Here is a 22611-nt window from a genome sequence, read left to right on the forward strand (position 1 = left end):
CTCGGGTGGTGGGCCCGGTCACCCTAACCGGCTCAGGGCATCCCGAGCGCGCGCAGGCCGGCTGCGGTCAGTGCGGCCAGCAGCACCACGACGATGAACGGGGCGCGCAGGGCCAGCGCGATCGCGGCGACGAGCACCGCCGGCAGCCGGGCGTCGATCACGATGCTGCGGCCGGTGGTGAACGCCTGGACGGCGACCAGTGCGGACAGCAGCGCGACGGTGACCAGCGCCGCGGTCCGGGCGACGCGCGGCTGGGCGAGCCAGTGCTCGGGCACGAGGTGGCCGGCCAGCTTCAGGCCGAAGCACACGGCGCTGGCGACGACGAGCGCGACCCACGTGACGGCGGGGCTCATGCAGCCGCCTCCTGCGTCTTGACGGGCGTCGGCGGCGACGTGAGCAGACCGGCCAGGATGGCGACGATCGCGGCGAGCAGCACCGGGATCCCCGCGGGCACGAACGGGGTGACCGCGAGCGCGACGAGCACGGAACCCGCCGCGACCAGCTGCGCGTGGCGGGCGTTCGGCCCGGTGACGCGCGGCCAGACCAGGCCGAGGAACGCGGCGGCCGCGGCGGCGTCCAGACCGTACTTCCGCGGATCGCCCAGGGCGTCGCCGACGAGGGCGCCGGCCAGCGTGAACGCGTTCCACAGGACGAAGACGCCGACGCCGGTCCACCAGAAGCCGATGCGGGCGGCCCGTCGCTCTCGTTGAGCCGTCGCCACCGCGGTCGACTCGTCGATGGTCAGCTGCGCTGCGAGCGGCCGACGCCAGCCGCGCACCCCGAGCAGCGGCGACACCTGCGGTCCGTACAGCCCGTTGCGGACGCCGAGGAGCCCGGCAGTCGCGATCGCGGCCCCGGCCAGGCCGCCCGCACCGACAACGCCGATGAACGCGAACTGGGAGCCGCCCGAGAACATCAGCAGGCTGAGCGCCATGGCCTGCGGCACGGACAGGCCCGCCGCGACCGCGAGCGCGCCGAACGAGACGCCGTACAGGCCCGTGGCCAGCGAGACGGAGACGGCCTGCCGGATCGCCGCGCGCGCAGGGACGTCGCGCTCGTCGGGCGCCTCAGATCGCGACATACACGCTGTCGAGGTACTCCTCGATGCCCGCCTCGCCGCCCTCGCGGCCCAGCCCGGACGACTTCACGCCGCCGAAGGGTGCGCTCGCGTCGGAGACCAGGCCTCGGTTCACGCCGAGCATCCCGGTGTCGACGGACTCCGCCAGCCGCATGACGCGGGCGATGTCGCGCGTGTAGGCGTAGGCCACCAGCCCGAACGGCGTGGAGTTCGCCAGGGCGACGCCCTCCTCCTCGGAGCCGAACGTCACCACGGGAGCGACCGGACCGAACGTCTCCTCGGTGATCACCCGAAGATCGGCAGACACGCGGTCCAGGACGGTCGGAGCGTAGAAGTAGCCGGGGCGGTTCGGCCGGTCGGCGCCGATCCGCACGCGCGCGCCGCCGCCGACCGCCTCGGCGACGACCTCCTCGACCCGGTCGACCGCCGCTTCGTCGATGAGGGGTCCGACGGTGACGCCTTCGTCGGCGCCGTGCCCGACGACGAGCTTGTCGAACGCGGCGGTCAGCCCGGCGGTGAACTCCTCCGCCACGGACGCGTGCACGAGGAACCGGTTGGCGGCGACGCAGGTCTGGCCGGCGTTGCGCATCTTGGCCTGCACGGCGCCGGTGACGGCGGCGTCGATGTCGGCGTCCTCGAAGACGAGGAACGGCGCGTTGCCCCCGAGCTCCATGGACGTGCGCAGGACGGTGTCCGCCGACGCCTTCAGGAGCGCGGAGCCCACCTCGGTGGACCCGGTGAACGACAGCTTGCGCAGGCGCGGGTCGGACAGCAGGGGCCCGGAGATGCTGCGCGCGGACGCCGAGGGCACCACGTTGATCACGCCGGTGGGCAGGCCACGGGCTTCCAGCTCCTCGCGGACGATCTCCGCGACGTAGGCGGTAGTCAGCGGGGTCAGCTGAGCGGGCTTGATGACGACCGTGCACCCCGCGGCCAGCGCGGGGGCCACCTTGCGCGCGATCATCGCGATCGGGAAGTTCCACGGCGTGATCAGCAGGGCCGGCCCGACCGCGCGCCGCAGGACCAGCTGGTGGTTCGCCCCGGACGGGGCGCGCCGGGCGAGACCTTCGAACCGGACGGCCTGCTCGGCGTACCACCGGATGTAGTCGGCGCCGTAGGCCACCTCGGCGCGGGACTCGGCCAACGGCTTGCCGCCCTCGGCCGTGACCAGGGCGGCGATGTCCTCGGTCCGCGCGGTGATCGTCTCGAAGACCGCGCGCAGCAGCTCGGACCGCACCCGCGGCGCGGTCGCACGCCAGGCCGGGAAGGCGTTCGACGCGGCCGTCAGTGCGTCGAGCGCGTCGTCCGAACCCGCGTCGGCGACGTCGAACAGGTCCTCCGTGGTCCCCGGGTCGAAGACGGTGAACGTCTTCCCGCTCGCCGCCGGGCGCCAGGCCCCGTCAATGAGTATCCCGGTGGGGACGTGCGCGGCGACGGTGGGCGGTAGTGAGGGCGTCATGTCCGCAGTCTCGCGCCCCGGGCGGCGTCGCACCACCTCTCTTCTCGTACGTGGGACGGATCCACGACCTACCATGGCCCCCATGATCGAGACGCCGTACGAGGACCTTCTCCGACTCGTCCTGGAGACGGGCACCCCGAAGGCGGACCGGACGGGGACGGGCACCCGGAGCGTGTTCGGTCACCAGATGCGGTTCGACCTCTCGCAGGGGTTCCCGCTGGTCACGACGAAGCGCGTGCACCTGCGTTCGATCGCCTACGAGCTGCTCTGGTTCCTGCGCGGCGAGTCCAACATCGCCTGGCTGCACGAGAACAAGGTCACCATCTGGGACGAGTGGGCCGCCCCGGACGGCGAGCTCGGCCCGGTCTACGGGGTGCAGTGGCGCAGCTGGCCGACGCCGGACGGCGGGCACATCGACCAGATCACGCAGCTCATGGAGAACCTGCGCCGCGACCCCGACTCGCGGCGGCACATCGTCTCGGCCTGGAACGTCGCGGACATCCCCTCGATGGCCCTGGCGCCCTGCCACGCTTTCTTCCAGTTCTACGTCGCCGACGGCCGGCTCTCCTGCCAGCTGTACCAGCGGTCGGCGGACCTGTTCCTCGGCGTCCCGTTCAACATCGCCTCCTACGCCCTGCTCACGCACATGGTCGCCCAGCAGGCCGACCTCGAGGTGGGCGACTTCGTGTGGACGGGCGGCGACTGCCACATCTACGACGACCACGTCGACCAGGTGCGCGAGCAGCTCAGCAGGGACCCCTTCCCGGCGCCGCGGCTGAACCTGCGCAAGGCGGCGTCGATCTTCGACTACTCCTTCGAGGACATCGAGGTGGTCGACTACCAGCACCATCCCGCCATCAAGGCGCCGGTGGCCGTGTGACGATCACCCTGATCTGGGCCCAGACGCCCACGGGGATCATCGGCCGCGACGGCACGCTGCCGTGGCACGTGCCCGAGGACATGGCCCACTTCCGGGACCTGACCCGCGGTCACCCGGTCATCATGGGCCGCGGCACGTGGGACTCACTGCCGCCGCGGTTCCGTCCGCTGCCCGACCGGGACAACATCGTGCTCACCCGCGACCCGTTGTTCGAGGCCGCGGGCGCGCTCGTCGCGCACGATCTCGAGGAGGCCCTGCGGCTCGTCGAGAACCGGGACGCGTGGGTCGTGGGGGGCGGCGAGATCTACGCGCTCTTCCTTCCGCTGGCCCACCGCGTGGAACGCACCCTGGTCTCCCTCGACGTCGGCGGCGACACGCGCGCGCCGACGCTCGACCGGCTCGACTGGAAGCGCACCGAGCCGGACGACACCTGGCTCACCTCGACCGCCGGCGGCACGCGGTACCGGTTCGAGTCCTACGTGCGTCGCTGAGTTCTGCCGCGCCTCTGGCGTATCTGAGGGCATCGCGGGAGGCTCATGTGAGCAGGGACCTCGTCGGACGGGACGCGGCCACGATGCAGGGAGACACGACGATGTTCACCCACGATCAGCTGCACCAGACCTGCGCGGTCCCGCCGAGCCCCCAGCTTCGCGCCCAGTGGGCCAGGGCGCTCGAGGGCGCGAACGAGGCGGCCGCGCTCACCGACGGCGCAGCGCCGTTCCTGCGCATCGAGCGGGACCCGCGACCGGTCGGCTTCAACGACGGCGTCATCGTGCCGCCGGAGGACTTCCCGGTGGGCACGCCGCTCATGGCGATCCGCAGCGCCGCCGGTGACCGTGCCCCGCTGCGCGGCACGGTGCGCGTGGCCGTGGTCCTGGTCGACTTCTCCGACAAGCACCTGACGACGACGAAGGCGCAGATGGAGAAGCTGTTCTTCTCCTCCGGCGCCATGCCGCACGGGAGTGTCAAGGAGTACTACACCGAGGTGACGAACGGCCTGATCCAGCTGGACGGCGTGGTCGTCGGCCCCTACCGGATGCCCCACACGCTCGCCTGGTACGCCGCGAACGGCTCCGGCGTCGGCAAGAACGGCACGCCGTTCCGCACGCCCACCCTGGCGCACGACGCGGCCGTTGCCGCGAACAAGGACGTCGACTTCACGCCGTACGACAACGACCACAACGGGTTCGTCGACGCGTTCATCGTCGTCCACGCCGGCCAGGGCGCCGAGGAGACGGGTGCGCTCGGGGACATCTGGTCGCACAAGTCGACGCTGGCGACCGCCTACAAGGCCGACTCGAGCAAGATCTACGGCTACCTGACCATCCCCGAGGACGCCAAGATCGGCGTCAGCGCGCACGAGCTGGGACACCTGCTGTACGGCTTCCCCGACCTGTACGACACGGACTACTCCTCCGGCGGCATCGGCGACTGGTGCCTGATGTCCGGCGGCTCCTGGAACGGCGCCGTGCCGGGCGAGCAGCCGGCTCACCCGAGCGCGTGGTGCAAGTCGAACCAGGGTTGGGTCACGACGACGAACGTCACCGCCGACGGGCCGGTGACCGTGCCCGCGGTCGAGACCTCGCACACGGTCTTCCGGCTGTGGAAGGACGGGGCAGGCGGGTCGGAGTACTTCCTGCTCGAGAACCGGCAGGCTGACGGCTACGACGCCGCGCTGCCCGGGTTCGGGCTCCTGCTCTGGCACATCGACGACTCGATGCCGGGCAACACCGACGAGAACCACTACAAGGTCGGGCTGGTGCAGGCCGACGGCAAGCGGGACATCGAGCTCAACCACAACGGCGGTGACACGGGCGACCCGTTCCCGGGTTCGGCCGGTGTCGTGAAGGTCGACGGGTCGACGACGCCGAGCACCAAGTCGTTCGCCAACGCCGACACCGGCGTGGCCCTGTCAGCGATCTCTGCGTCCGGCGCCTCGATGACCGTCTCGGTGCGGGTCAGCTCCGCGACTCCGCCGACCGGCGGCACGGCCGCGATCCAGGCCCTGATCGACGGCCTGATCACCGACGGGAACCAGCTGGTCCAGCAGGCGCAGAGCCTGAAGGACCTCTACGCGAGCACGACGGGTTGAGCGTGGTCGCTGCCCGGAAGAACCGCACCGCGGTGGTCGGCGTCATCCAGGCCGTCCGCGACCAGGGGCCGGACCTCGTCGAGCTGGACGTGGCGGTGCAGAGCACGGCGCCGGTCGAGGGGCAGCCCGACCTGCTCACCGCGCACCAGCCGGCCGACCGACCGTGGACCGTCCGCGCCCGCCGGTCCGAGCTGCCCCCCGGGGACCTCGTCGGCTGGCGGGTCACGGGGGAGGCGACGCTCGCGGGTCCGGACGTCGTGCGGCTCGTCACCACCGAGCCGGCGCCGCTGCTCTCGCCGCCGGAGTCCTGACGCGTCCCTGACCGGCAACGACGACGGCTCACCGGGAGCGGTACCGTGGCCCCATGCCGCGTCCCGCCACGCCCGCCCGCCCGTTCGGGTCCGTGCTCACCGCGATGGTCACCCCCTTCACGGCGGACGGCGAGGTCGACCTCGACACCGCCGTGCAGCTCGCGCGCCACCTCGTCGCGGCAGGGCACGACGGCCTGGTGCTCAACGGCACCACCGGCGAGGCGTCGACCACGCACGCGCCCGAGAAGGCCGAGCTGGTGGCCGCCGTCGTCGCGGCCGTCGGCGACGACGCCTGGATCGTCGCGGGCGCCGGCTCGAACGACACCGCGCACGCGGTCCGGATGGCCGAGCAGGCCGCCGATGCCGGTGCGCACGGCCTGCTCGTCGTCAGCCCGTACTACTCGCGGCCGTCCCAGGAGGGCGTGCGCAGGCACGTCGAGGCGGTCGCCGACGCCACCGACCTGCCGGTCATGCTCTACGACGTGCCCGGTCGCACCGGCGTCCGGTTCGCGGCGTCAACCATCGACGCGCTCGCGCAGCACGACCGGATCGTCGCCATGAAGGACGCATCAGGCGACATCTTCGCTGCGGCGAAGGCCATCGAGCGCACCGGGCTGGCCTGGTACTCGGGCGACGACAGCGCCCTGCTCACCCTGCTGGCGCACGGCGCCGTGGGCATCGTCAGCGTCACCGGGCACGTAGCCGGTCGTCAGCTCGCGGACACCGTCCGCGCGTTCGACGCCGGCGACCACGCCCAGGCGCTCCGGATCTTCCGATCGATCATTCCCGCGATCGACGCACTCAACGGTGCCGGCTTCCAGGCCGTCGCCGCGAAGGCCGCGCTCCAGGTGCTCGGCCTCGTGCCCGAGCGCACGGTGCGCCTCCCGCTCGTCCCCGCGTCCGACGACGAGCTCGCGCAGATCCGTGACGGCCTCCGTGCCGCCGGGCTGCTCGACGTCGCGGTGCACTGATCCCACCAGGAGACACATGAGTCACCCGCACCCCGAGCTCACCATGCCGCCGGCTCTGCCCAGCGGCGCCCTGCGCGTCGTCGCGTTGGGAGGGCTCGGTGAGGTCGGCCGCAACATGGCCGTCCTCGAGTACGCCGGCCGGCTGCTCGTCATCGACTGCGGCGTCCTGTTCCCCGAGGACCACCAGCCCGGCGTCGACCTGATCCTGCCCGACTTCGAGTACATCAAGGACCGTCTCGACGACATCGAGGCGATCGTCCTGACGCACGGTCACGAGGACCACATCGGTGCCGTCCCGTACCTGCTGCGCCTGCGCCGCGACATCCCGCTGGTCGGCTCCCGCCTGACGCTCGCGTTCATCGAGGCCAAGCTCAAGGAGCACCGCATCCAGCCGGTCACCCGCGTGGTGGCCGAGGGCGACACCTCGACGTTCGGGTCCTTCGAGTGCGAGTTCATCGCCGTGAACCACTCGATCCCCGATGCGCTCGCGGTGGCGGTGACCACCGGTGCCGGCACCGTGCTGCACACCGGCGACTTCAAGATGGACCAGCTGCCGATGGACGGCCGGATCACCGACCTGCGCGCGTTCGCCCGCCTGGGCGAGAAGGGCGTCGACCTGTTCATGGTCGACTCCACCAACGCCGAGGTGCCCGGTTTCGTCTCGCCCGAGCGCGGGATCGGGCCGGTCCTGGACCAGGTGTTCGCCGACTCCACCAAGCGGATCATCGTCGCGTCGTTCGCCTCGCACGTGCACCGCGTCCAGCAGGTCCTCGACGCCGCCTACACGCACAACCGTCGGGTCGCGCTGGTCGGCCGCTCGATGGTGCGCAACATGGGGATCGCCGCCGACCTGGGCTACCTCAACGTGCCCGACGGCGTCCTCATCGACCTCAAGCAGGTCGACCAGCTGCGCGACGACGAGATCGTGCTCATGTGCACCGGCTCGCAGGGTGAGCCGATGGCTGCCCTGTCGCGGATCGCGAACAACGACCACAAGGTGTCCGTCGGACCCGGCGACACCGTCATCATGGCGTCGTCGCTGATCCCCGGGAACGAGAACGCCGTCTTCCGCGTGATCAACGGCCTGACCAGGCTCGGCGCCCGGGTCGTGCACTCGGGCAACGCCAAGGTGCACGTCTCCGGGCACGCCAGCGCCGGCGAGCTTCCTGTACTGCTACAACATCCTCAAGCCGCGCAACGTCATGCCCGTGCACGGCGAGATCCGGCACCTCGTGGCCAACGCCGCGCTGGCGGTGCAGACCGGTGTCCCCGCGGACCGGGTGGTGCTCGCCGAGGACGGCATCGTGGTCGACCTGTTCAACGGCCGGGCGAGCATCGTCGGCGCCGTGCCGTGCGGGTACGTCTACGTCGACGGGTCGAGCGTCGGCGAGATCACCGAGGTCGAGCTGAAGGACCGCCGGATCCTGGGCGACGAGGGCTTCATCTCGATCTTCGCCGTGGTCAGCTCCGCCGACGGCAAGGTGCTGGCCGGCCCGCAGATCCACGCCCGCGGGTTCGCCGAGCAGGATGCGGTGTTCGACGACATCCTTCCCGAGCTGACGGCGGCCCTCGAGGAGGCGGCGCGCAACGGCAACTCCGACGCCCACTCCCTGCAGCAGATCATGCGACGCGTGGTCGGCCGCTGGGTGTCCAACCGGCTGCGCCGCCGCCCGATGATCATCCCGGTGGTCGTCGAGGCCTGAGGCGCCCGTGACCGAACGGCTCCGACCCGCGGGTCGGAGCCGTTCCGTGTGCGGTCAGGCCGGTGGGACGCCGTCCGCGGGCACGGCGAGGTCGTCGACGTCCATCAGCCCGCGTCGCTCGCTCTCGCCGGCGCGTCGTCCGTTCTCGCCCCCGCGTCCGGATCGAGCGACCGGCGCGAGGCCGCGGCCGATCCAACGAGGATGAGCGCGGTGGCCGCGACGACCGCGATCGTCACAGCCTCGTCCAGGACGAGGGCGCCGAGCGCGACGGCGACGACCGGGTTGAGGTAGGCGACGAGCGTCGAGCGGGCCGCGCCGACCTCGACGATCAGGCGGAAGAACAGCACGAACGCGAGCGCCGTGCAGACGGCGCCGAGGGCGACGAGCGCGAGCACCCCGTCCAGGGCCGGCATGGGGTGCGGCCCCGTGACCAGCACGACCGGCAGGTAGAACAGCGCGGTGACGCCCAGGCACGTCGCGGTCAGCGGGATCGCCGGCACGTCGCGCAGGAACAGGTCGGCGATCATCGGCGCGCTCGCGTAGCCGACGGCCGCGAGCAGGACCTGGGCCACGGACCACGGGCTCCCGCCGCTCGACTCGCCCGGCCCGAGCAGCAGGCCGACGCCCAGGAGGCCGACGAGCAGCCCGATCCACCGCACGGCCGCGACCGGCCGCCGGTCACCGACGAGCCGCCCGAGCACGACTGCGATGATCGGCACCGTCGCGATCAGGAGCCCGGTGGTCGAGCTGGCCAGGGTGGTCTCCGCGTTGGACAGCAGGATCCACGGGCCGATGATCTCGAGGGCGGCGAACGCCAGGAGCGGACGCCAGTGCCCGCGCAGCACGCGCACGCCCCCGGAGCGCAGGGCGAACGGCAGGAGGAGGAGCGCGCCGAGCCCCGTCCGGACGAAGACCACCGTCGCCGGCGAGACCTCTCCCACGGCGATCTTGATGAGCAGGTACGGGATGCCCCAGATGACGCCGACGGACAACAGCAGGATCCAGCCGCGCTTGCTCATCCGGCAACCCTACGAGCGACCACCCACATCCGCGCTCACGGCCGGAACGCCGCCCGGTGCCGTCGCGGGCTGGTGCGGAACTCGCGCGCGAAGTGCTGGCGCAGCGCCGCGGAAGAGCCGAACCCGGACGCCGTGGCGACGTGCTCGACCGGCTGGTCGGTGGACTCGAGGAGCACCCGCGCGTGCACGAGCCGCTGCCGCAGGAGCCACTGCGCGGGACTAGCGCCGGTCCGGGCGCGGAACCGGCGCGTGAACGTGCGTCGCGACTGGTGCACGCTCGCCGCCCAGGTGTCCAGGTCGAGGGGCTGGTCGAGGCGCGCGATCGCCCAGGCGATCGCGGTCTCGACGGGGTCGCCGTCCTCGGTGCGGGCCACCGGGGCGGGGATGTACTGGGCCTGGCTCCCGTCGCGGTGCGGTGCGAGGACCAGGCTCCGGGCGAGGTCGGCGGCATAGGCGGCGCCGTGGTCGCTGCGGACCACGTGCAGGCAGCAGTCCAGCGCCGCCGCGACGCCGGCCGAGGTGACCACGTCGCCGAGGTCGCACCACAGGACGTCCGACCGCACGGTCGCCGCCGGGGTGCGCCGGGCCAGCTCCGGCGCGGCCGACCAGTGCGTCGCGACCTCGCGACCGTCGACCAGCCCCGCCGCCGCGACGACGAACGAGCCCAGGCAGAGCCCGACGACCCGCGCCCCGCGGGCGTGCGCCGACCGGACGGCGGCGAGGAGCGCTCCGGACGGTTCCCGATCGGTGTCCCAGCTGGGGACGACGACGGTCTCGGCGGTCCCGAGGGCCTCCAGGCCATGCTCGACGACGAGGTCGTAGCCCGCGTCGGTCGGGACCACGCCGGGGACCTCGGCGCAGACCGTCACCCGGTACCGGGGGACCGGGGCGCTGCGGGACCTGGAGGTCAGCACCGTGGACGGCACGGACAGGTGGAACGGACTGATCCCGGGGAAGGCCAGCACGGCGACCTCGGCGACCTCGTGGCTGCGCATGGCCTGATCTTAGCGAATGGTGTCCACCGGGCCACTGGCGGCGCATCGCGGACGCGACGACGCTGGAGGCATGACCACATCGATCACCGCCACCTGGGTGGGCGGACCCACCTTGCGCCTGACCTACGCCGGTCTGACCGTCCTGACCGACCCCACCTTCGACGGGCCCGGCACGTACCCGCCGCGGGTCGCCGGCGGCGCCACGCTGACCAAGCTCGTCGGCCCGGGCATCGCCCTCGCCGACCTCGGACCGGTCGATGTCGTGCTCCTGTCCCACGACCAGCACGCCGACAACCTCGACGACGCCGGCCGCGCCCTGCTCGCCGGCGTCCCGACGGTCCTGTCCACCCCCGACGCGGCGGAGCGCCTCCCGGGCGTCGTCGGACTGCGCCCCTGGCAGTCCACAGGCGTCGGGGGCGCGACCGTCACGGCCGTGCCCGCGCGGCACGGACCGGAGGGTGCCGAGGCGCTCAGCGGTGCGGTCACGGGCTTCGTCCTGCAGGCCGCCGGCAGCCCGACCGTCTACGTGTCCGGCGACAACGCCTCGGCGGACGTGGTCGCGGCCGTCGCGCGCCGGTTCCCTGCGATCGACGTCGCGGTCCTGTTCGTCGGCGGGGCGAACGTCGGCCGGTTCGGGGCCGAGCCGCTGACCCTCGACGCGCTGCTGGCCAGTGCCGCGGTCGACCTGCTGGCGTCCGCGAGGGTGATCCCGGTCCACCACACCGACTGGGCGCACTTCGTCGACCCGCTGACCGCGCTCGAGGACCGGCTGGTCGCCGGTGGCCGCCGAGACCGGCTGCTCGTGCTGGAACGGGGTGTGCCGACCGCCGTGGACACGGCTGCCGCGCGGGCCTCGGCCTAACGCGGCTCGACCCCGCGGAACGTGGCCAGCCGCGCGTGCTCGGTCTCGACCGCGCGCCGGGTGGCCGCGTCCCACGGGACCCACTCGTCGAGCTCGAGCCCGAGCGTCCCGCCCCGGGCCCGCGGGCGCCACGTGCCGACGATCTCGGCTCCCGCAAGCACGGCTCCGGGGCGTCCGATCGCCTGCCACAGCGCCTTGTGCCTCGACCGGTCGGGCACGACCACGTCGCGGTCACCGGTGCTGAGGAAGAGGTCGTACGGTCCGAGCAGGCGCACCGTGCCGGCGTCCGTGGTGCTGCGTAGCGCCTCGGTGTCGGCCTCGAGGAGGTACGACTCGGTGCCGTCGACGTCGACCGGCACGGCGTCCGCGGGCCACCTCGCGAGGATGTCCCGCACGGGGACGTCGAAGTAGACGCCTACCTGCTTCGCGGTCAGCGGTCCGGCCAGGTGCAGCAGGGTGCGGACGGGGTCCGGCGCCCCGGCCTCGTCGGCCCGCTCGAGCACCCCCACCTGGGCCGCGGGCCAGTGCGGGATGCGCCGGACCACCGGGGGAGAGGTGCCCGGTTCGAAGCTCGAGGCCGGCGTGCAGGGCGGCGAGCCGGAACGGCATCTCGTACATGTGCGTGGCGTTGCAGGCGGGGCACCACCGCAGGTACGCGTCCGGCATCTGCGCCGTCATGCGGGTGGACAGCTCGCCCTTGGCCAGCGGCTCGGTGACCACCTCGCGCATCGTGCGCGCGGTGGCCGCCATGGCCTCGACGACCGGGATGCCGGCCGCCTTCAACGGCCCCGCCGCATTCATCACGCGCTTGGCGGCGTCGGCCTCCGAGTACGGCCGCAGCATGCGCTCGACGTCGCGCAGGTCGCCCCGGCGGTATGCGTGCGGGGCGCCGCGCATGGTCCAGGCCAGGGCGAGCTCGTGCGGCCAGTGGCCGGCCGTGACCGGCACGCCCCGCAGGGTCAGCGCCCACAGCGCACCGTCCGGGCCGGTGTCCTGCACGCCGAGGTCGAGCACGGCGGCCTCACCGGGCGCCCGGTCGGCGCGCGGTGCCCGGTCGAGCTGCTGCGCATGCACCCGGTAGCGCCGCACCTGGGACGTGGTGACCTTCATCCCTCTACCGTGCCACCCGGCACCGTCAGGATGCCCGGGCCGGCCGCCCGCAGCAGCGCGACGTAGTGCTCACGCGGATCGTCTGTGGGCAGCAGACCGTCCAGCTCGAGCTCGACGAGCCCGTGCACCAGCGCCCACAGGCCCACGGCCGCCGGTTCCGGGTCGGTGTCGGGACCCAGGACCACCGCGACCGCGTCCCGGAGCACCTGGAACGTCGGTGTCCGCGTGGCTGCGCCGCGGGTGCCGTCCTGGGCGCCCGCGCCCGCCACCCCGAACATCACCCGGTAGAAGTGCGGAGCCTGCAGAGCGTGCTCTCGGTAGGCGAGCCCGAGGCTCAGCAGGTCCGCCGCCGGGTCGCCGGTCTGCGGGACGGCGCTCAGGGACCGGGCGAACCGCGTGAACGCCTCGTCGCCGACCGCCCGGACCAGGTCCTCGCGGCCGCCGAACAGGGAGTACACCGCCGACGGCGAGGTCCCGGCGCGGCGCGCGAGCTCCCGGACGGTCAGGGAGTCGGCGCCGGTCGCCGAGACGAGCGCCGACGCCTCGTCGAGCAGCCGGAGTCGCAGGGCGTCGTCGTGGACGCGGGGCCGGGCCATGAGAGTGAGTCTAGGTGTTGACGGTGGTTTATGAACGGTGTTCTATAACAGTGTTCGGAAACGAGGGGACACTCATGATCGAGCTGACGGACGCTGCCAGGACGACCGCCGGGATCGTGGCTCTGACGGTCGTCGCCGTCGAGTCGGGCGGGGCCTTCCTGCTGCGCGTTCAGACCGGCGGCGAGCCGGCCACCGACTTCCAGCGGAACTTCTACCGCGCCGGGCACGCGCACGCGGGCGTGCTGGTGACGCTGGGCCTGGTCTGCCTGCTGCTGGGGGAGGCCACCACGCTCACCGGCTTCTGGCGCTGGCTCGCGCAGACCGGCGTGCTGATCGCGGCGATCCTCATGCCCGCGGGCTTCTTCTTCTCGGCGATGGGCCGCGGTCGCGAGAGGCCCAGCCGATGGGTCGCCCTGCTCGGCGTCGGCGCGTTCGCGCTGGCCGCGGGCGTCGCGACGCTGGGGATCGGGCTGCTTGTCGGGTGATCCGTACCCCGACACGCACCCGACGGTGGCCGTCCCGTCGCCGCCCCCGGCTAGTTTGAGGACCATGGCGACTCGTACGTCCACCTCAGGCGCCCGTTCCGGTGCGTCGACGTCGTCGCGCGCCGCGGGCAAGACCACCGCCAGCTCCGGCCGGTCGGGCGGTGGATCGACGCGACCGTCGGGCCGCAAGACCCCGCCGCCGCCCAAGCAGGCGCTGCCGATCCGGATGGTCAAGGGTGTCTGGATGGGTTGCGCGCACCTCGTCGGTGGCACCGCGCGCCGCGTCGGGCGCGGTGCGCGGGACCTCGACCCGGCCCACCGTCGTGACGGTCTCGCGTTCACCCTGCTCGGCCTCGCGATCGTCATCGCGGCCCGGGAGTGGTGGGCCCTGTCCGGGACCGCGGGGACGGTCGTGCACAGCATCGTGGCCGGCACGTTCGGCAAGGTCGGCGTGGCCGTGCCGCTCGTCCTGCTCGGCCTCGCCATCCGGCTCATGCGGCACCCGGACCGTGTCGAGGCCAACGGTCGCATCGGCATCGGGCTCGCCGCGATCGCGCTCGCCGTCTGCGGCCTCCTGCAGGTCGGGGCCGGGCTGCCCAGCACCGACGACTTCGCCGCGCTGCGGTCCGCCGGCGGCGTGGTGGGCCTGATGATCGGCACGCCCCTGGCCAGCCTGCTCACGCCCGGGGTGGCCGTCGCCCTGCTGATCCTGCTCGCGTTCTTCGGCGTGCTGGTGGTCACCAAGACGCCCGTGCACCAGGTGATCCCACGGCTGCGCGGCGTGTACGACCGACTCACGGGGAACCACCGAGACGAGGAGCCCCAGGACGAGCTGGACGAGCCGCTCGTCATCAACGCCGGTCACACCGCGGTCGACGACGCCGAGGCGCCCGTCAAGAAGCGGGGGCTGCTGGGACGTCGCAAGCGGGCCGAGGCCGTCGACGACCCCGACGAGACCCGGCTCGACGAGTACGACGGGGACGAGGCGTTCGAGCGCGCGGCCGTCGTCGCCGCCGCCGAGGCCGAGGCGGAGGCCGCGCGTCGGCGCGACGCCGCGCCCGTGACGGAACCGATCGAGCGCGTCGCCAAGAAGCCGATCACGGCCCCGGAGACCACGCCGGTGCCCCGCGGCGAGCAGCCGATGCTCGAGGGCGACGTGCTGTACACGCTGCCCTCGGACGAGACGCTCACCAAGGGCGCCCCGCACAAGGTCCGCTCCGCGGCGAACGACCGCGTCGTCGAGTCGCTGACCATGGTGCTCGAGTCGTTCGAGATCGACGCCAAGGTGACCGGCTTCACGCGCGGCCCGACGGTCACCCGGTACGAGGTCGAGCTCGGCCAGGCGGTCAAGGTCGAGCGCGTGACGGCGCTGAGCAAGAACATCGCGTACGCGGTGGCCAGCGCCGACGTGCGGATCCTGTCGCCGATCCCCGGCAAGTCTGCGATCGGCATCGAGATCCCGAACACCGACCGCGAGACCGTCTCGCTCGGCGACGTGCTGCGCTCCAGCGCCGCCAAGCGCACCGAGCACCCGATGGTCATCGGGGTCGGCAAGGACGTCGAGGGCGGGTACGTCACCGCCAACCTCGCCAAGATGCCCCACCTGCTGGTGGCCGGCGCCACCGGCGCGGGCAAGTCGAAGCTTCGTGAACTCGATGATCGTCTCGATCCTCATGCGCGCGACACCCGACGAGGTCCGCATGGTCCTCGTCGACCCCAAGCGCGTCGAGCTGACGGTCTACGAGGGCATCCCGCACCTGATCACGCCCATCATCACGAACCCGAAGAAGGCCGCCGAGGCCCTCGAGTGGGTGGTGCGCGAGATGGAGGCCCGGTACGACGACCTGGCCAACTTCGGGTTCAAGCACATCGACGACTTCAACGCCGCCGTGCGTCTGGGCAAGGTCAAGCCGTTGCCGGGCTCCGAGCGCAAGATCGCGACCTACCCGTACCTCCTGGTGGTCGTGGACGAGCTCGCCGACCTGATGATGGTCGCCCCCCGCGACGTCGAGGCCTCGATCCAGCGCATCACCCAGCTCGCTCGCGCCGCCGGCATCCACCTGGTGCTCGCCACGCAGCGGCCGTCCGTCGACGTCGTGACCGGGTTGATCAAGGCCAACGTGCCGTCGCGTCTGGCCTTCGCGACGAGTCCCTGACGGACTCCCGCGTCGTGCTGGACCAGCCCGGCGCCGAGAAGCTCATCGGCCAGGGCGACGCGCTGTTCCTGCCGATGGGTGCCGCCAAGCCGATGCGCACGCAGGGCGCCTGGGTCTCCGAGTCGGAGATCCACGCCGTCGTCGAGCACGTCAAGAAGCAGCTCAAGCCGACCTACCGCTCGGACATCGCTGCCGTCGCGGTCAAGAAGCAGGTGGACGAGGACATCGGCGACGACCTCGACCTCCTGCTGCAGGCTGCGGAGCTCGTGGTGACCACGCAGTTCGGGTCCACCTCGATGCTTCAGCGCAAGCTGCGGGTCGGGTTCGCGAAGGCCGGGCGGCTGATGGACCTGCTGGAGTCGCGCGAGATCGTCGGACCGTCCGAGGGTTCCAAGGCGCGCGAGGTGCTGGTCCAGCCGGACGACCTGCCCGCGACGCTCGCGATGCTGCGCGGCGCACCCGCGCAGGACGCCGACCCCTACGCGATGGGACCCGACGGGGCCCTGCCGGGTGAGCCACCGGTCGCCACGGACTACTTCGACGGCGCCGAGGAGGAGGACGCCGGTCCCTGGTCCGGCAACCGCCGGTGAACCCGCTCGGCGGCGGCGCCGTCCAGGTGGTCAGCACCGCGATCGCCGTCGTCGCCGTCGTCGCCCTGGTGGCCGTCCTCGTCCTGCAGGGCAAGCAGCGTGCCGAGGTCCGGCGGGCCAACGCGCTCCTGGCGCTGAGCCGCGAGCTGCGGCACCGCTACGACGCGCTGCAGTCCGTGACGAAGGAGGGCGTGCTCGTCCAGTCGCTGGCCGGTGAGGTCCTCGACATGTCCGAACGCGCGGCCGAGATCCTCGGCATCGACGCGGCGAGCTCGATCGGGCACACCATCGCGGACCTGCCGATCGTCCTGCTCAACGAGCAGGGGCTGGCGATGAACCCCGCGTCCGTGCTCAGCCATCGCACCATCGCCGCCCGCGCGGGCGGCGACGCGGAGCACGTGCTCGTCGGGGTCGCGCTGGCCGGTGCCGACGGGACCCAGCCGCGCATGGTGCAGGTGTCCAGCCAGCTCGTGCCCGCCGGCGACGGGGACGGCGACGCGCTGCTGACCACCCTCGTGGACGTCACCGGTCGTCGGGAGGTGGAGGCCGCGCTGACCCGCAGCGAGATGCAGTTCCGGGTCGCCATGGAGAACGCGCCCATCGGCATGGCGCTGGTGGACCTGGACTGGCACATCGTCGAGGCGAACGCTGCGTTCGCCGAGCTGCTGGGAACGTCGGTCGGCGCCTTGCGCGGATACCGCATGGAGGACCTCAGCACCCCGGACAGCCGGCCGGCGGAACGCCTCGAGGTCGACCGGCTCCTCGGCGGCGGCCAGCACCGGTTCTCGCTGGAGAAGAAGTATCAGCGTGCGGACGGCCACCTGGTCTGGGTCGCCCTCGACGCCGCCCTGGTCCGCACGCCGAGCGGCCAGCCGGACCACTTCGTCGTGCAGGTCCGGGACTCCACCGAGTCGCGGCTGCAGGCCGAGATGCTCACCCACCGCGCGATGCACGATCCGCTCACCGGGCTCGCCAACCGCACGCTCCTGCAGGAGGTCCTGCAGTCGGTGCTGGAACAGCCGGGCGTCGGGCACCGGGTTGCGGTGCTGGCCTGCGACCTAGACGGGTTCAAGGAGATCAACGACCGCTACGGGCACGCGGCCGGCGACGAGGTGCTCGTGCACGTCGCCGGGGTGCTGCGCGCCGCGACCGCCCGACGGGGCACGGTCGCGCGCCTCGGCGGCGACGAGTTCGTCGTGGTCGTGCAGGACCTCGACGCGGCGCGGGCGGTGTTCGACGTGGCGCAGGCCGTGCACGCCGGGCTGCGGGAGACGGTCCGGGTCGGTCGCCGTCGGCTCACGGTCGCCGCGAGCATCGGCATCGCCCTGGCGGACCCCGAGACCGCCGCCGGGGGAGCGCCCGCCCTGCTGGCCGCCGCCGACGCCGCGCTCTACCGAGCGAAGGGGTCAGGGCGCAGCCGCACGGAGGTGTTCGAGCCGTCGATGACCGCCGGCTCCGCCTCGGAGTGCAGCGCGAGCTCGCCGTCGCGCTGGCCGAGGACCAGCTCGTCGTGCACTACCAGCCGATCGTCGACCTCGCCGACTCCCGCGTGGTCGGGTACGAGGCGCTCGTGCGCTGGGAGCACCCGCACCGAGGACTCCTGCTGCCCGCCGCGTTCCTGCCGCACATCCAGGAGGCCGGCATGGCGGTGGCGCTCGGTCAGTTCGTGGCCACCCGCGTGGTCGAGTGGGTGGCATCGACCGTCGACCGGACCCGCTGGGTCTCCGTCAACGTCTCGGCCGACCAGCTCGGCGACGGCGAGTTCGCGACGACGCTGCTCGGCGAGATCTCCCGCCACCGCCTGACCGCGGGTCGTGTCGTCGTGGAGCTGACCGAGTCCTCGCTCGTGGCCTCCGGCACCCGCATCCGGCACGAGCTGACGCAGATGTCCGCCGCCGGGGTCCCGGTGCTCCTCGACGACTTCGGCACCGGGGTCTCCCCGCTGTCCTACCTGCGTGACCTGCCCGTCGCGGGCGTGAAGCTGGACATGTCGTTCACGTCCGGCATCCCCGAGGACCCGACCGCCGGCAAGGTGGCCCGGGCGCTCGGGGCGCTGGCGCGCGAGCTCGCCATGGTGACCATCGCCGAGGGCATCGAGCACGAGGAGCAGGCCGAGTTCCTGCACCGCAACGGCTGGCGGTACGGCCAGGGGTGGCTGTACGGGCCGGCGCAGCCGGGCGACGTCTCGACCTGAGTCAGCCCGCCGTCCGTCGCACGACGACCGGGCCGGGGCCGGTGGGGACCGGCGGCGCGGTGCGCTGCGGCGCGGAGCCCCCGGCGGCCGCGGTCACCCGTGCCAGCCGGTCGGCGACGACGGCCGGACCGAGCGTGCCCGTCCCGCCGGGGATGTCGACCAGCGCATGGACCTGGTGGCCGCCGAGGCGGTCGACGGTGATCGGGGTCCACTCGACGCCCGTCACCCGGGCGGGTCCTGCGGGGATGCCCTGGGCCGGGAACGCGCCGGTGCTGGTCACGTGCGCCGTGAGCAGCAGGCCGGAGTCGGTGTCCTCGACGCAGCACGCGCCGTCCTGGTTGGACAGGTAGTTGCCCAGGCCGTAGGCCACCCACATGCCCTCGCCCCGCGGTCCGCCCGCCAGCTTCACCACCGGCTGCGGCACGTGGGCGTGATGCCCGATGAGCAGGTCGAACTGGCCGGTGTCGGCGATCGCCTGGTCGAACGCCACCTGTTGGGCGGTCGGGGCCGTCTGGTACTCGACGCAGCAGTGCACGCTCGCGATCACCAGGTCCGCGCCCGCGGCCCGGGCGGCGGCCGCCTGGGCCGCCATCGCCGGCACGTCGATCAGGTTCACCGACCACGGCTTGTCCGCGTCGACCGGCATCCCGTTGGTGCCGTAGGCCGCCGCGATGTGCGCGACCGTGATGATCCGGCCCGCCCGCTCCAGCCGGTAGAGCTGTGGCTGTGCCTGCTCGGCCGCGCTGCGCGCAGTGCCGTCGTGCCCGAGACCCGCCGCGTCGAACGCGTCGAGCGTCGCGGTGACCCCGGCGAAGCCGCGGTCGACGGAGTGGTTCGAGGCCGTCGAGCACCCGTCCCAGCCCTGCGCCTTGAGCGCCTCGGCGATCTCAGATGCCGTCCCGAACAGGGGGGTAGCCGCTGAGCGGCGTGCCGGTCGGCGCGATCGGCACCTCCTGGTGGCAGATCGCCAGGTCGGCGCCCTGGACCCACGGGTTCATCGGCGCGAGCATCGGGCCGAAGTCGTAGCCACCGCCGGCCGCGTGCGCGTCAGCCAGCACCGGGAGGTGCGGCAGGACGTCACCGGCCGCGACGATCGTGAACTCGGCGTCGGGGTCGGGCGTCGGGGTCGGCGTGGGCGTCGGGTCCGGGGCTGCCAGAACGGGCTCGGGGGTCGCTACGGCCGCGGTGATCTCTTCGGGTGACGATCTCCACGGGTGCAGTGCCGTCGCGGCCGCCCCCAGGCTCGCAATCAGGAGCACGCCGACAGCGATGCTGATCAGCACGGGCTCGCGGCGGCCGGCGCGAGCGTGGCGGGTCACACGCGGACTGTAGTGGGTCGCGCCGCGTCCCCGAGCATCGTCGTCGTCCACCTAGGCTGTCCGGGTGATCGACGCCGTGCCCTCCGCCTGGAACCTGGCGAACATGCTCACGGTGCTGCGCATTGCGCTGGTGCCGTTCTTCGCATGGGCGCTCCTCGCCGACGGCGGGCACAGCACCTCGGGCCGCCTGATCGCGACCGGGATCTTCGTGGTCGCGGCCCTGACCGACCGGATGGACGGATGGCTCGCCCGCCGGTCGGGACAGATCACTGACATCGGCAAGCTGCTGGACCCCATCGCGGACAAGCTGCTGGTCGGGACCGCCCTCGTGCTGCTGTCCTGGCTGGGTGACCTGCCGTGGTGGGTCACCGTCGTGATCCTGGTGCGCGAGATCGGTATCACGGTGATGCGGTTCTTCCTGCTGCGCTACGTCGTGCTGCCGGCGTCCCGCGGCGGCAAGATCAAGACGGTCCTGCAGTCCGTCGCCATCGGTCTGTACCTGCTCCCGCTCGACGTGCTCCCGGACTGGGTCACGGTCCTGGCCATAGGCTTCATGGCCGCGGCCGTCGTCGTCACCGTGGTCACGGGCCTGGACTACGTGCGCGCGGCCGTGCAGATCCGCCGGACCGCGAGCCGGCCGCCTTACGCCGGACTCTGAACGATGGTGTCCGCGGCCGAGCTGCTGGCGGACCTGCGTGCGCGCGGCTGGACCATCGCGGTCGCCGAGTCGCTGACGGGTGGGCTGGTGTGCGCCGCCCTGGTCGACGTCCCGGGTGCCTCGGTGAGCCTGCGCGGAGGAGTCGTCTCGTACGCGACCGATCTCAAGGGCTCGCTGCTCGGGGTCGACGCGGAGCTGCTCGTCGCGCGGGGGGCGGTCGATCCCGAGGTCGCGCGCCAGATGGCCGTCGGCGTGCGCGAACGCCTCGGCGCCGACGTCGGGCTGGCGACGACCGGCGTCGCCGGGCCCGACCCGCAGGACGGCCAGCCGCCCGGCACGGTGCACGTCGCGATCGCGACGCCCCTTGGTGTGTCCGTCCGCTCGGTGCGCCTTCCCGGCGATCGGGCTGTGGTGCGTGCGGGGGCCGTCGACGCCGTCCTCGCCCTCGCCCGCGAATTCATGAGGCACCAGGGGTGAACCTGAGGGCGTTATCAGCCGATGAGGTGAGTAGGCGGGAACACGAGGAACCCCTCGGTCGTTGCAAGGACCGTGATGAGCACTCGACCTCCGGCGCGTAGGACTCCGTCGCGCGTCGGTGGTGCACGGTACGGTGGAGCAATTCCGGCAAAGGGACAGCCGGGAGTTGTGGTTGGTGCTGTGGTGCCTGGTCCGATCCGGACCGCGGCGCTCGGTGTGGGAGAGACACGTGACGCGAGAGGGGGAGCCCGGATGGTTGTACTCCGTCGAGAGATCGGCGATGTGCTGCGGGACGCGCGACAGCGCCAGGGGCGCACCCTGCGTGAGGTGTCGTCTGCGGCCCGCGTCTCGCTCGGGTACCTGAGCGAGGTGGAGCGGGGTCAGAAGGAAGCGTCCTCGGCTTGCTGAACAGCATCTGCGAGGCGCTGGACGTCCCCATGTCGCTCGTCCTGCGTGAGGTCAGCGACCGCGTGGCAGTCGCCGAGGGTCTGCTGATCCCAGACACGGTTCCTGCGGACCTGGCGGCCTCGCTTGCCACTGATGGCGGCTGGGCACGGTCGCGGTCGAGTCTCGCAGCGATCGGCTGATCTGATCGGGGCCCTCGCGGCCAGGGTCGGACAGCTCACTGCGGTGCGCGTGCCTGCGGCTCCTTCGGGGGTGCGAGGGCGCGGGGCGCTGCCCTTCATTCCTTCGCGCGACACGTCGCGCGACGGCTGGAACGGCAGCGGGGCGCCGCCCTTCATTTCTCCGCGCGACACGTCGCGCGACGGCTGGAACGGCCCGCGGACCACGGTCCGCGGGCCGTTTCGCGTTCCCGGCCGCGCTCGGGCGCCGGCTCGGGCGCCGGCTCTCGCGTCAGGCGGCCGCAGGCTGCTGACAGTGCGGGCAGAAGAAGATCGGCCGCTCCATGGGTGGTGTGCGCGCCTGGCCGACGGCGATCGGGGTGCCGCACCGAACGCACGGCTGACGCAGCCGCCCGTGCACCCGTCCGGGTGGCCGACCGCTGGTGACCGACTGCTGGAGCTGGCGACGCGCCACCGCCAGCAGTCGTGACGGGTCCGGGACCGAGTCGGCAGAGGCCCAGGGCCAGATCCGCTCGGCGAACAGCGACTCGGCAGCGAAGATCGTGCCGATGCCGGCAACGACCTGCTGGTCCAGCAGGACCTCCGCCACGGGCGTCGACCCGCGGGCTGCCCACCGGCGCAGGGCCTCGTCGGCGTCCACCGTCTCACCGAGGAGGTCCGGCCCGAGGTGGCCGATCACCGTGTGCTCGTCCCGTGTGCGCACCACGTCGAGCATGCCGAGATGATGACCGACCGCCGTCCACCTCTCGGTCGCCAGCACGGCACGGACCTGCGGCGAGCGCGCGGCCGCCTGCGGCGACCCGGTGGGGTGCACCCGCCAATAGCCGTCCATGCGCAGGTGGGTGTGCAGCGTGCGGCCGTCGTCGAACCGGGTGAGCAGGTGCTTGCCGTAGGAGCGGGTGCCAAGGACGCTCGTCCCGACGAGGTCGACCGTCGCGGCCGTGGGCCAGCGCAGGTCGCAGCGCACGACGACCTGGCCGGTGAGCGCGAGGTCGAGGCGGTTCGCGGTCCGGCGCAGGACATCACCTTCGGGCACGGGCACCCGCCGGTCCGCTCGGCGACCCGATGGCCG

At 72.8% G+C, this 22611-nt stretch carries 17 protein-coding genes and 6 pseudogenes; 14 read left to right on the plus strand and 9 right to left on the minus strand.

Features of this window, described 5'->3' with window-relative positions:
- Window positions 1-32: 32 nt before the first annotated feature.
- Genes AC38ZX_RS08020 through AC38ZX_RS08030 form a run of 3 tightly spaced genes read right to left on the minus strand, consistent with a single transcriptional unit; the run spans window position 33 to window position 2537 of the window.
- On the minus strand, window positions 33-353 hold the full coding sequence (locus AC38ZX_RS08020) for an AzlD domain-containing protein (RefSeq protein WP_426595289.1): 321 nt from the start codon (window positions 351-353) through the stop codon (window positions 33-35).
- On the minus strand, window positions 350-1081 hold the full coding sequence (locus tag AC38ZX_RS08025; protein WP_426595290.1) for an AzlC family ABC transporter permease: 732 nt from the start codon (window positions 1079-1081) through the stop codon (window positions 350-352). Before AC38ZX_RS08025 ends, AC38ZX_RS08020 begins: the two co-directional genes overlap by 4 nt.
- Window positions 1068-2537, minus strand: a complete 1470-nt coding sequence (locus AC38ZX_RS08030; protein ID WP_426595291.1) for an NAD-dependent succinate-semialdehyde dehydrogenase — start codon at window positions 2535-2537, stop codon at window positions 1068-1070. The genes AC38ZX_RS08025 and AC38ZX_RS08030 overlap by 14 nt, the downstream gene beginning before the upstream one ends.
- Before the next feature lie 73 nt (window positions 2538-2610).
- Between AC38ZX_RS08030 and AC38ZX_RS08035 the strand changes: the two genes are divergently transcribed.
- From AC38ZX_RS08035 to AC38ZX_RS08060, 6 genes and pseudogenes are all read left to right on the plus strand, one after another.
- Window positions 2611-3417 (plus strand): thymidylate synthase, encoded by an 807-nt coding sequence (locus AC38ZX_RS08035; RefSeq protein WP_491296918.1) that lies wholly within the window; start codon window positions 2611-2613, stop codon window positions 3415-3417.
- Complete coding sequence (locus AC38ZX_RS08040; protein WP_426595293.1) at window positions 3414-3908, plus strand: dihydrofolate reductase; 495 nt, start codon at window positions 3414-3416, stop codon at window positions 3906-3908. The genes AC38ZX_RS08035 and AC38ZX_RS08040 overlap by 4 nt, the downstream gene beginning before the upstream one ends.
- A 47-nt stretch (window positions 3909-3955) precedes the next feature.
- The gene (locus AC38ZX_RS08045) at window positions 3956-5509 is read left to right on the plus strand and encodes a M6 family metalloprotease domain-containing protein (RefSeq protein ID WP_491296920.1); all 1554 of its coding nucleotides are present in this window, start codon (window positions 3956-3958) and stop codon (window positions 5507-5509) included.
- 2 nt (window positions 5510-5511) lie between these two features.
- A complete protein-coding gene (locus AC38ZX_RS08050) occupies window positions 5512-5820 on the plus strand; it encodes a hypothetical protein (RefSeq protein WP_426595295.1) in 309 nt (102 codons plus the stop codon).
- A gap of 53 nt (window positions 5821-5873) precedes the next feature.
- Window positions 5874-6791 (plus strand): 4-hydroxy-tetrahydrodipicolinate synthase, encoded by a 918-nt coding sequence (gene dapA / locus AC38ZX_RS08055; protein WP_426595296.1) that lies wholly within the window; start codon window positions 5874-5876, stop codon window positions 6789-6791.
- A gap of 16 nt (window positions 6792-6807) precedes the next feature.
- Window positions 6808-8494: pseudogene (locus tag AC38ZX_RS08060) on the plus strand (ribonuclease J).
- 104 nt (window positions 8495-8598) lie between these two features.
- Here the strand turns inward: AC38ZX_RS08060 and AC38ZX_RS08065 are convergent.
- The gene (locus AC38ZX_RS08065; protein WP_491296922.1) at window positions 8599-9513 is read right to left on the minus strand and encodes a DMT family transporter; all 915 of its coding nucleotides are present in this window, start codon (window positions 9511-9513) and stop codon (window positions 8599-8601) included.
- Between the two features lie 35 nt (window positions 9514-9548).
- Window positions 9549-10508 (minus strand): GlxA family transcriptional regulator, encoded by a 960-nt coding sequence (locus AC38ZX_RS08070; RefSeq protein WP_491296923.1) that lies wholly within the window; start codon window positions 10506-10508, stop codon window positions 9549-9551.
- Between the two features lie 70 nt (window positions 10509-10578).
- Here AC38ZX_RS08070 and AC38ZX_RS08075 point away from each other — a divergent pair, with 70 nt between their 5' ends.
- Window positions 10579-11370 carry an MBL fold metallo-hydrolase gene (locus AC38ZX_RS08075; protein WP_491296925.1) on the plus strand — a complete coding sequence of 264 codons (792 nt, stop codon included), beginning with the start codon at window positions 10579-10581 and terminating at the stop codon, window positions 11368-11370.
- On the opposite strand, the pseudogene AC38ZX_RS08080 reads toward AC38ZX_RS08075, so the two are convergent.
- Window positions 11367-12480: pseudogene (locus AC38ZX_RS08080) on the minus strand (DNA glycosylase AlkZ-like family protein). The gene AC38ZX_RS08075 and the pseudogene AC38ZX_RS08080 overlap by 4 nt on opposite strands.
- Window positions 12477-13076, minus strand: a complete 600-nt coding sequence (locus AC38ZX_RS08085) for a TetR/AcrR family transcriptional regulator (RefSeq protein ID WP_491296926.1) — start codon at window positions 13074-13076, stop codon at window positions 12477-12479. The pseudogene AC38ZX_RS08080 and the gene AC38ZX_RS08085 overlap by 4 nt, the downstream one beginning before the upstream one ends.
- A gap of 74 nt (window positions 13077-13150) precedes the next feature.
- Between AC38ZX_RS08085 and AC38ZX_RS08090 the strand changes: the two genes are divergently transcribed.
- The 4 genes and pseudogenes from AC38ZX_RS08090 (at window position 13151) to AC38ZX_RS08105 (ending at window position 18501) form a co-directional block, all read left to right on the plus strand.
- Entirely contained in the window at window positions 13151-13561 is a 411-nt protein-coding gene (locus AC38ZX_RS08090) for a hypothetical protein (RefSeq protein WP_426595303.1), read from the plus strand.
- A gap of 64 nt (window positions 13562-13625) precedes the next feature.
- Window positions 13626-16307: pseudogene (locus AC38ZX_RS08095) on the plus strand (FtsK/SpoIIIE family DNA translocase).
- A 605-nt stretch (window positions 16308-16912) separates the two neighbouring features.
- Window positions 16913-17680, plus strand: a pseudogene (locus AC38ZX_RS08100) (diguanylate cyclase domain-containing protein); the annotation flags it as partial.
- 137 nt (window positions 17681-17817) lie between these two features.
- The gene (locus AC38ZX_RS08105) at window positions 17818-18501 is read left to right on the plus strand and encodes an EAL domain-containing protein (protein WP_491296927.1); all 684 of its coding nucleotides are present in this window, start codon (window positions 17818-17820) and stop codon (window positions 18499-18501) included.
- A gap of 1 nt (window position 18502) precedes the next feature.
- On the opposite strand, the pseudogene AC38ZX_RS08110 reads toward AC38ZX_RS08105, so the two are convergent.
- Window positions 18503-19871 (minus strand): annotated as a pseudogene (locus AC38ZX_RS08110) (CapA family protein).
- A 13-nt stretch (window positions 19872-19884) separates the two neighbouring features.
- Between AC38ZX_RS08110 and pgsA the strand changes: the two are divergent.
- The 3 genes and pseudogenes from pgsA to AC38ZX_RS08125 all read left to right on the plus strand — a co-directional run bounded on the left by pgsA (window position 19885) and on the right by AC38ZX_RS08125 (window position 21542).
- Window positions 19885-20478 carry a CDP-diacylglycerol--glycerol-3-phosphate 3-phosphatidyltransferase gene (gene pgsA / locus AC38ZX_RS08115; protein ID WP_426595307.1) on the plus strand — a complete coding sequence of 198 codons (594 nt, stop codon included), beginning with the start codon at window positions 19885-19887 and terminating at the stop codon, window positions 20476-20478.
- Between the two features lie 3 nt (window positions 20479-20481).
- A complete protein-coding gene (locus AC38ZX_RS08120) occupies window positions 20482-20955 on the plus strand; it encodes a CinA family protein (protein ID WP_491296928.1) in 474 nt (157 codons plus the stop codon).
- A 195-nt stretch (window positions 20956-21150) separates the two neighbouring features.
- Window positions 21151-21542 (plus strand): annotated as a pseudogene (locus AC38ZX_RS08125) (helix-turn-helix domain-containing protein).
- 268 nt (window positions 21543-21810) lie between these two features.
- On the opposite strand, the gene AC38ZX_RS08130 reads toward AC38ZX_RS08125, so the two are convergent.
- On the minus strand, window positions 21811-22575 hold the full coding sequence (locus tag AC38ZX_RS08130; protein WP_491297336.1) for an Fpg/Nei family DNA glycosylase: 765 nt from the start codon (window positions 22573-22575) through the stop codon (window positions 21811-21813).
- Window positions 22576-22611: the final 36 nt, after the last annotated feature.

The organism is Cellulomonas sp. McL0606, from assembly GCF_058248365.1.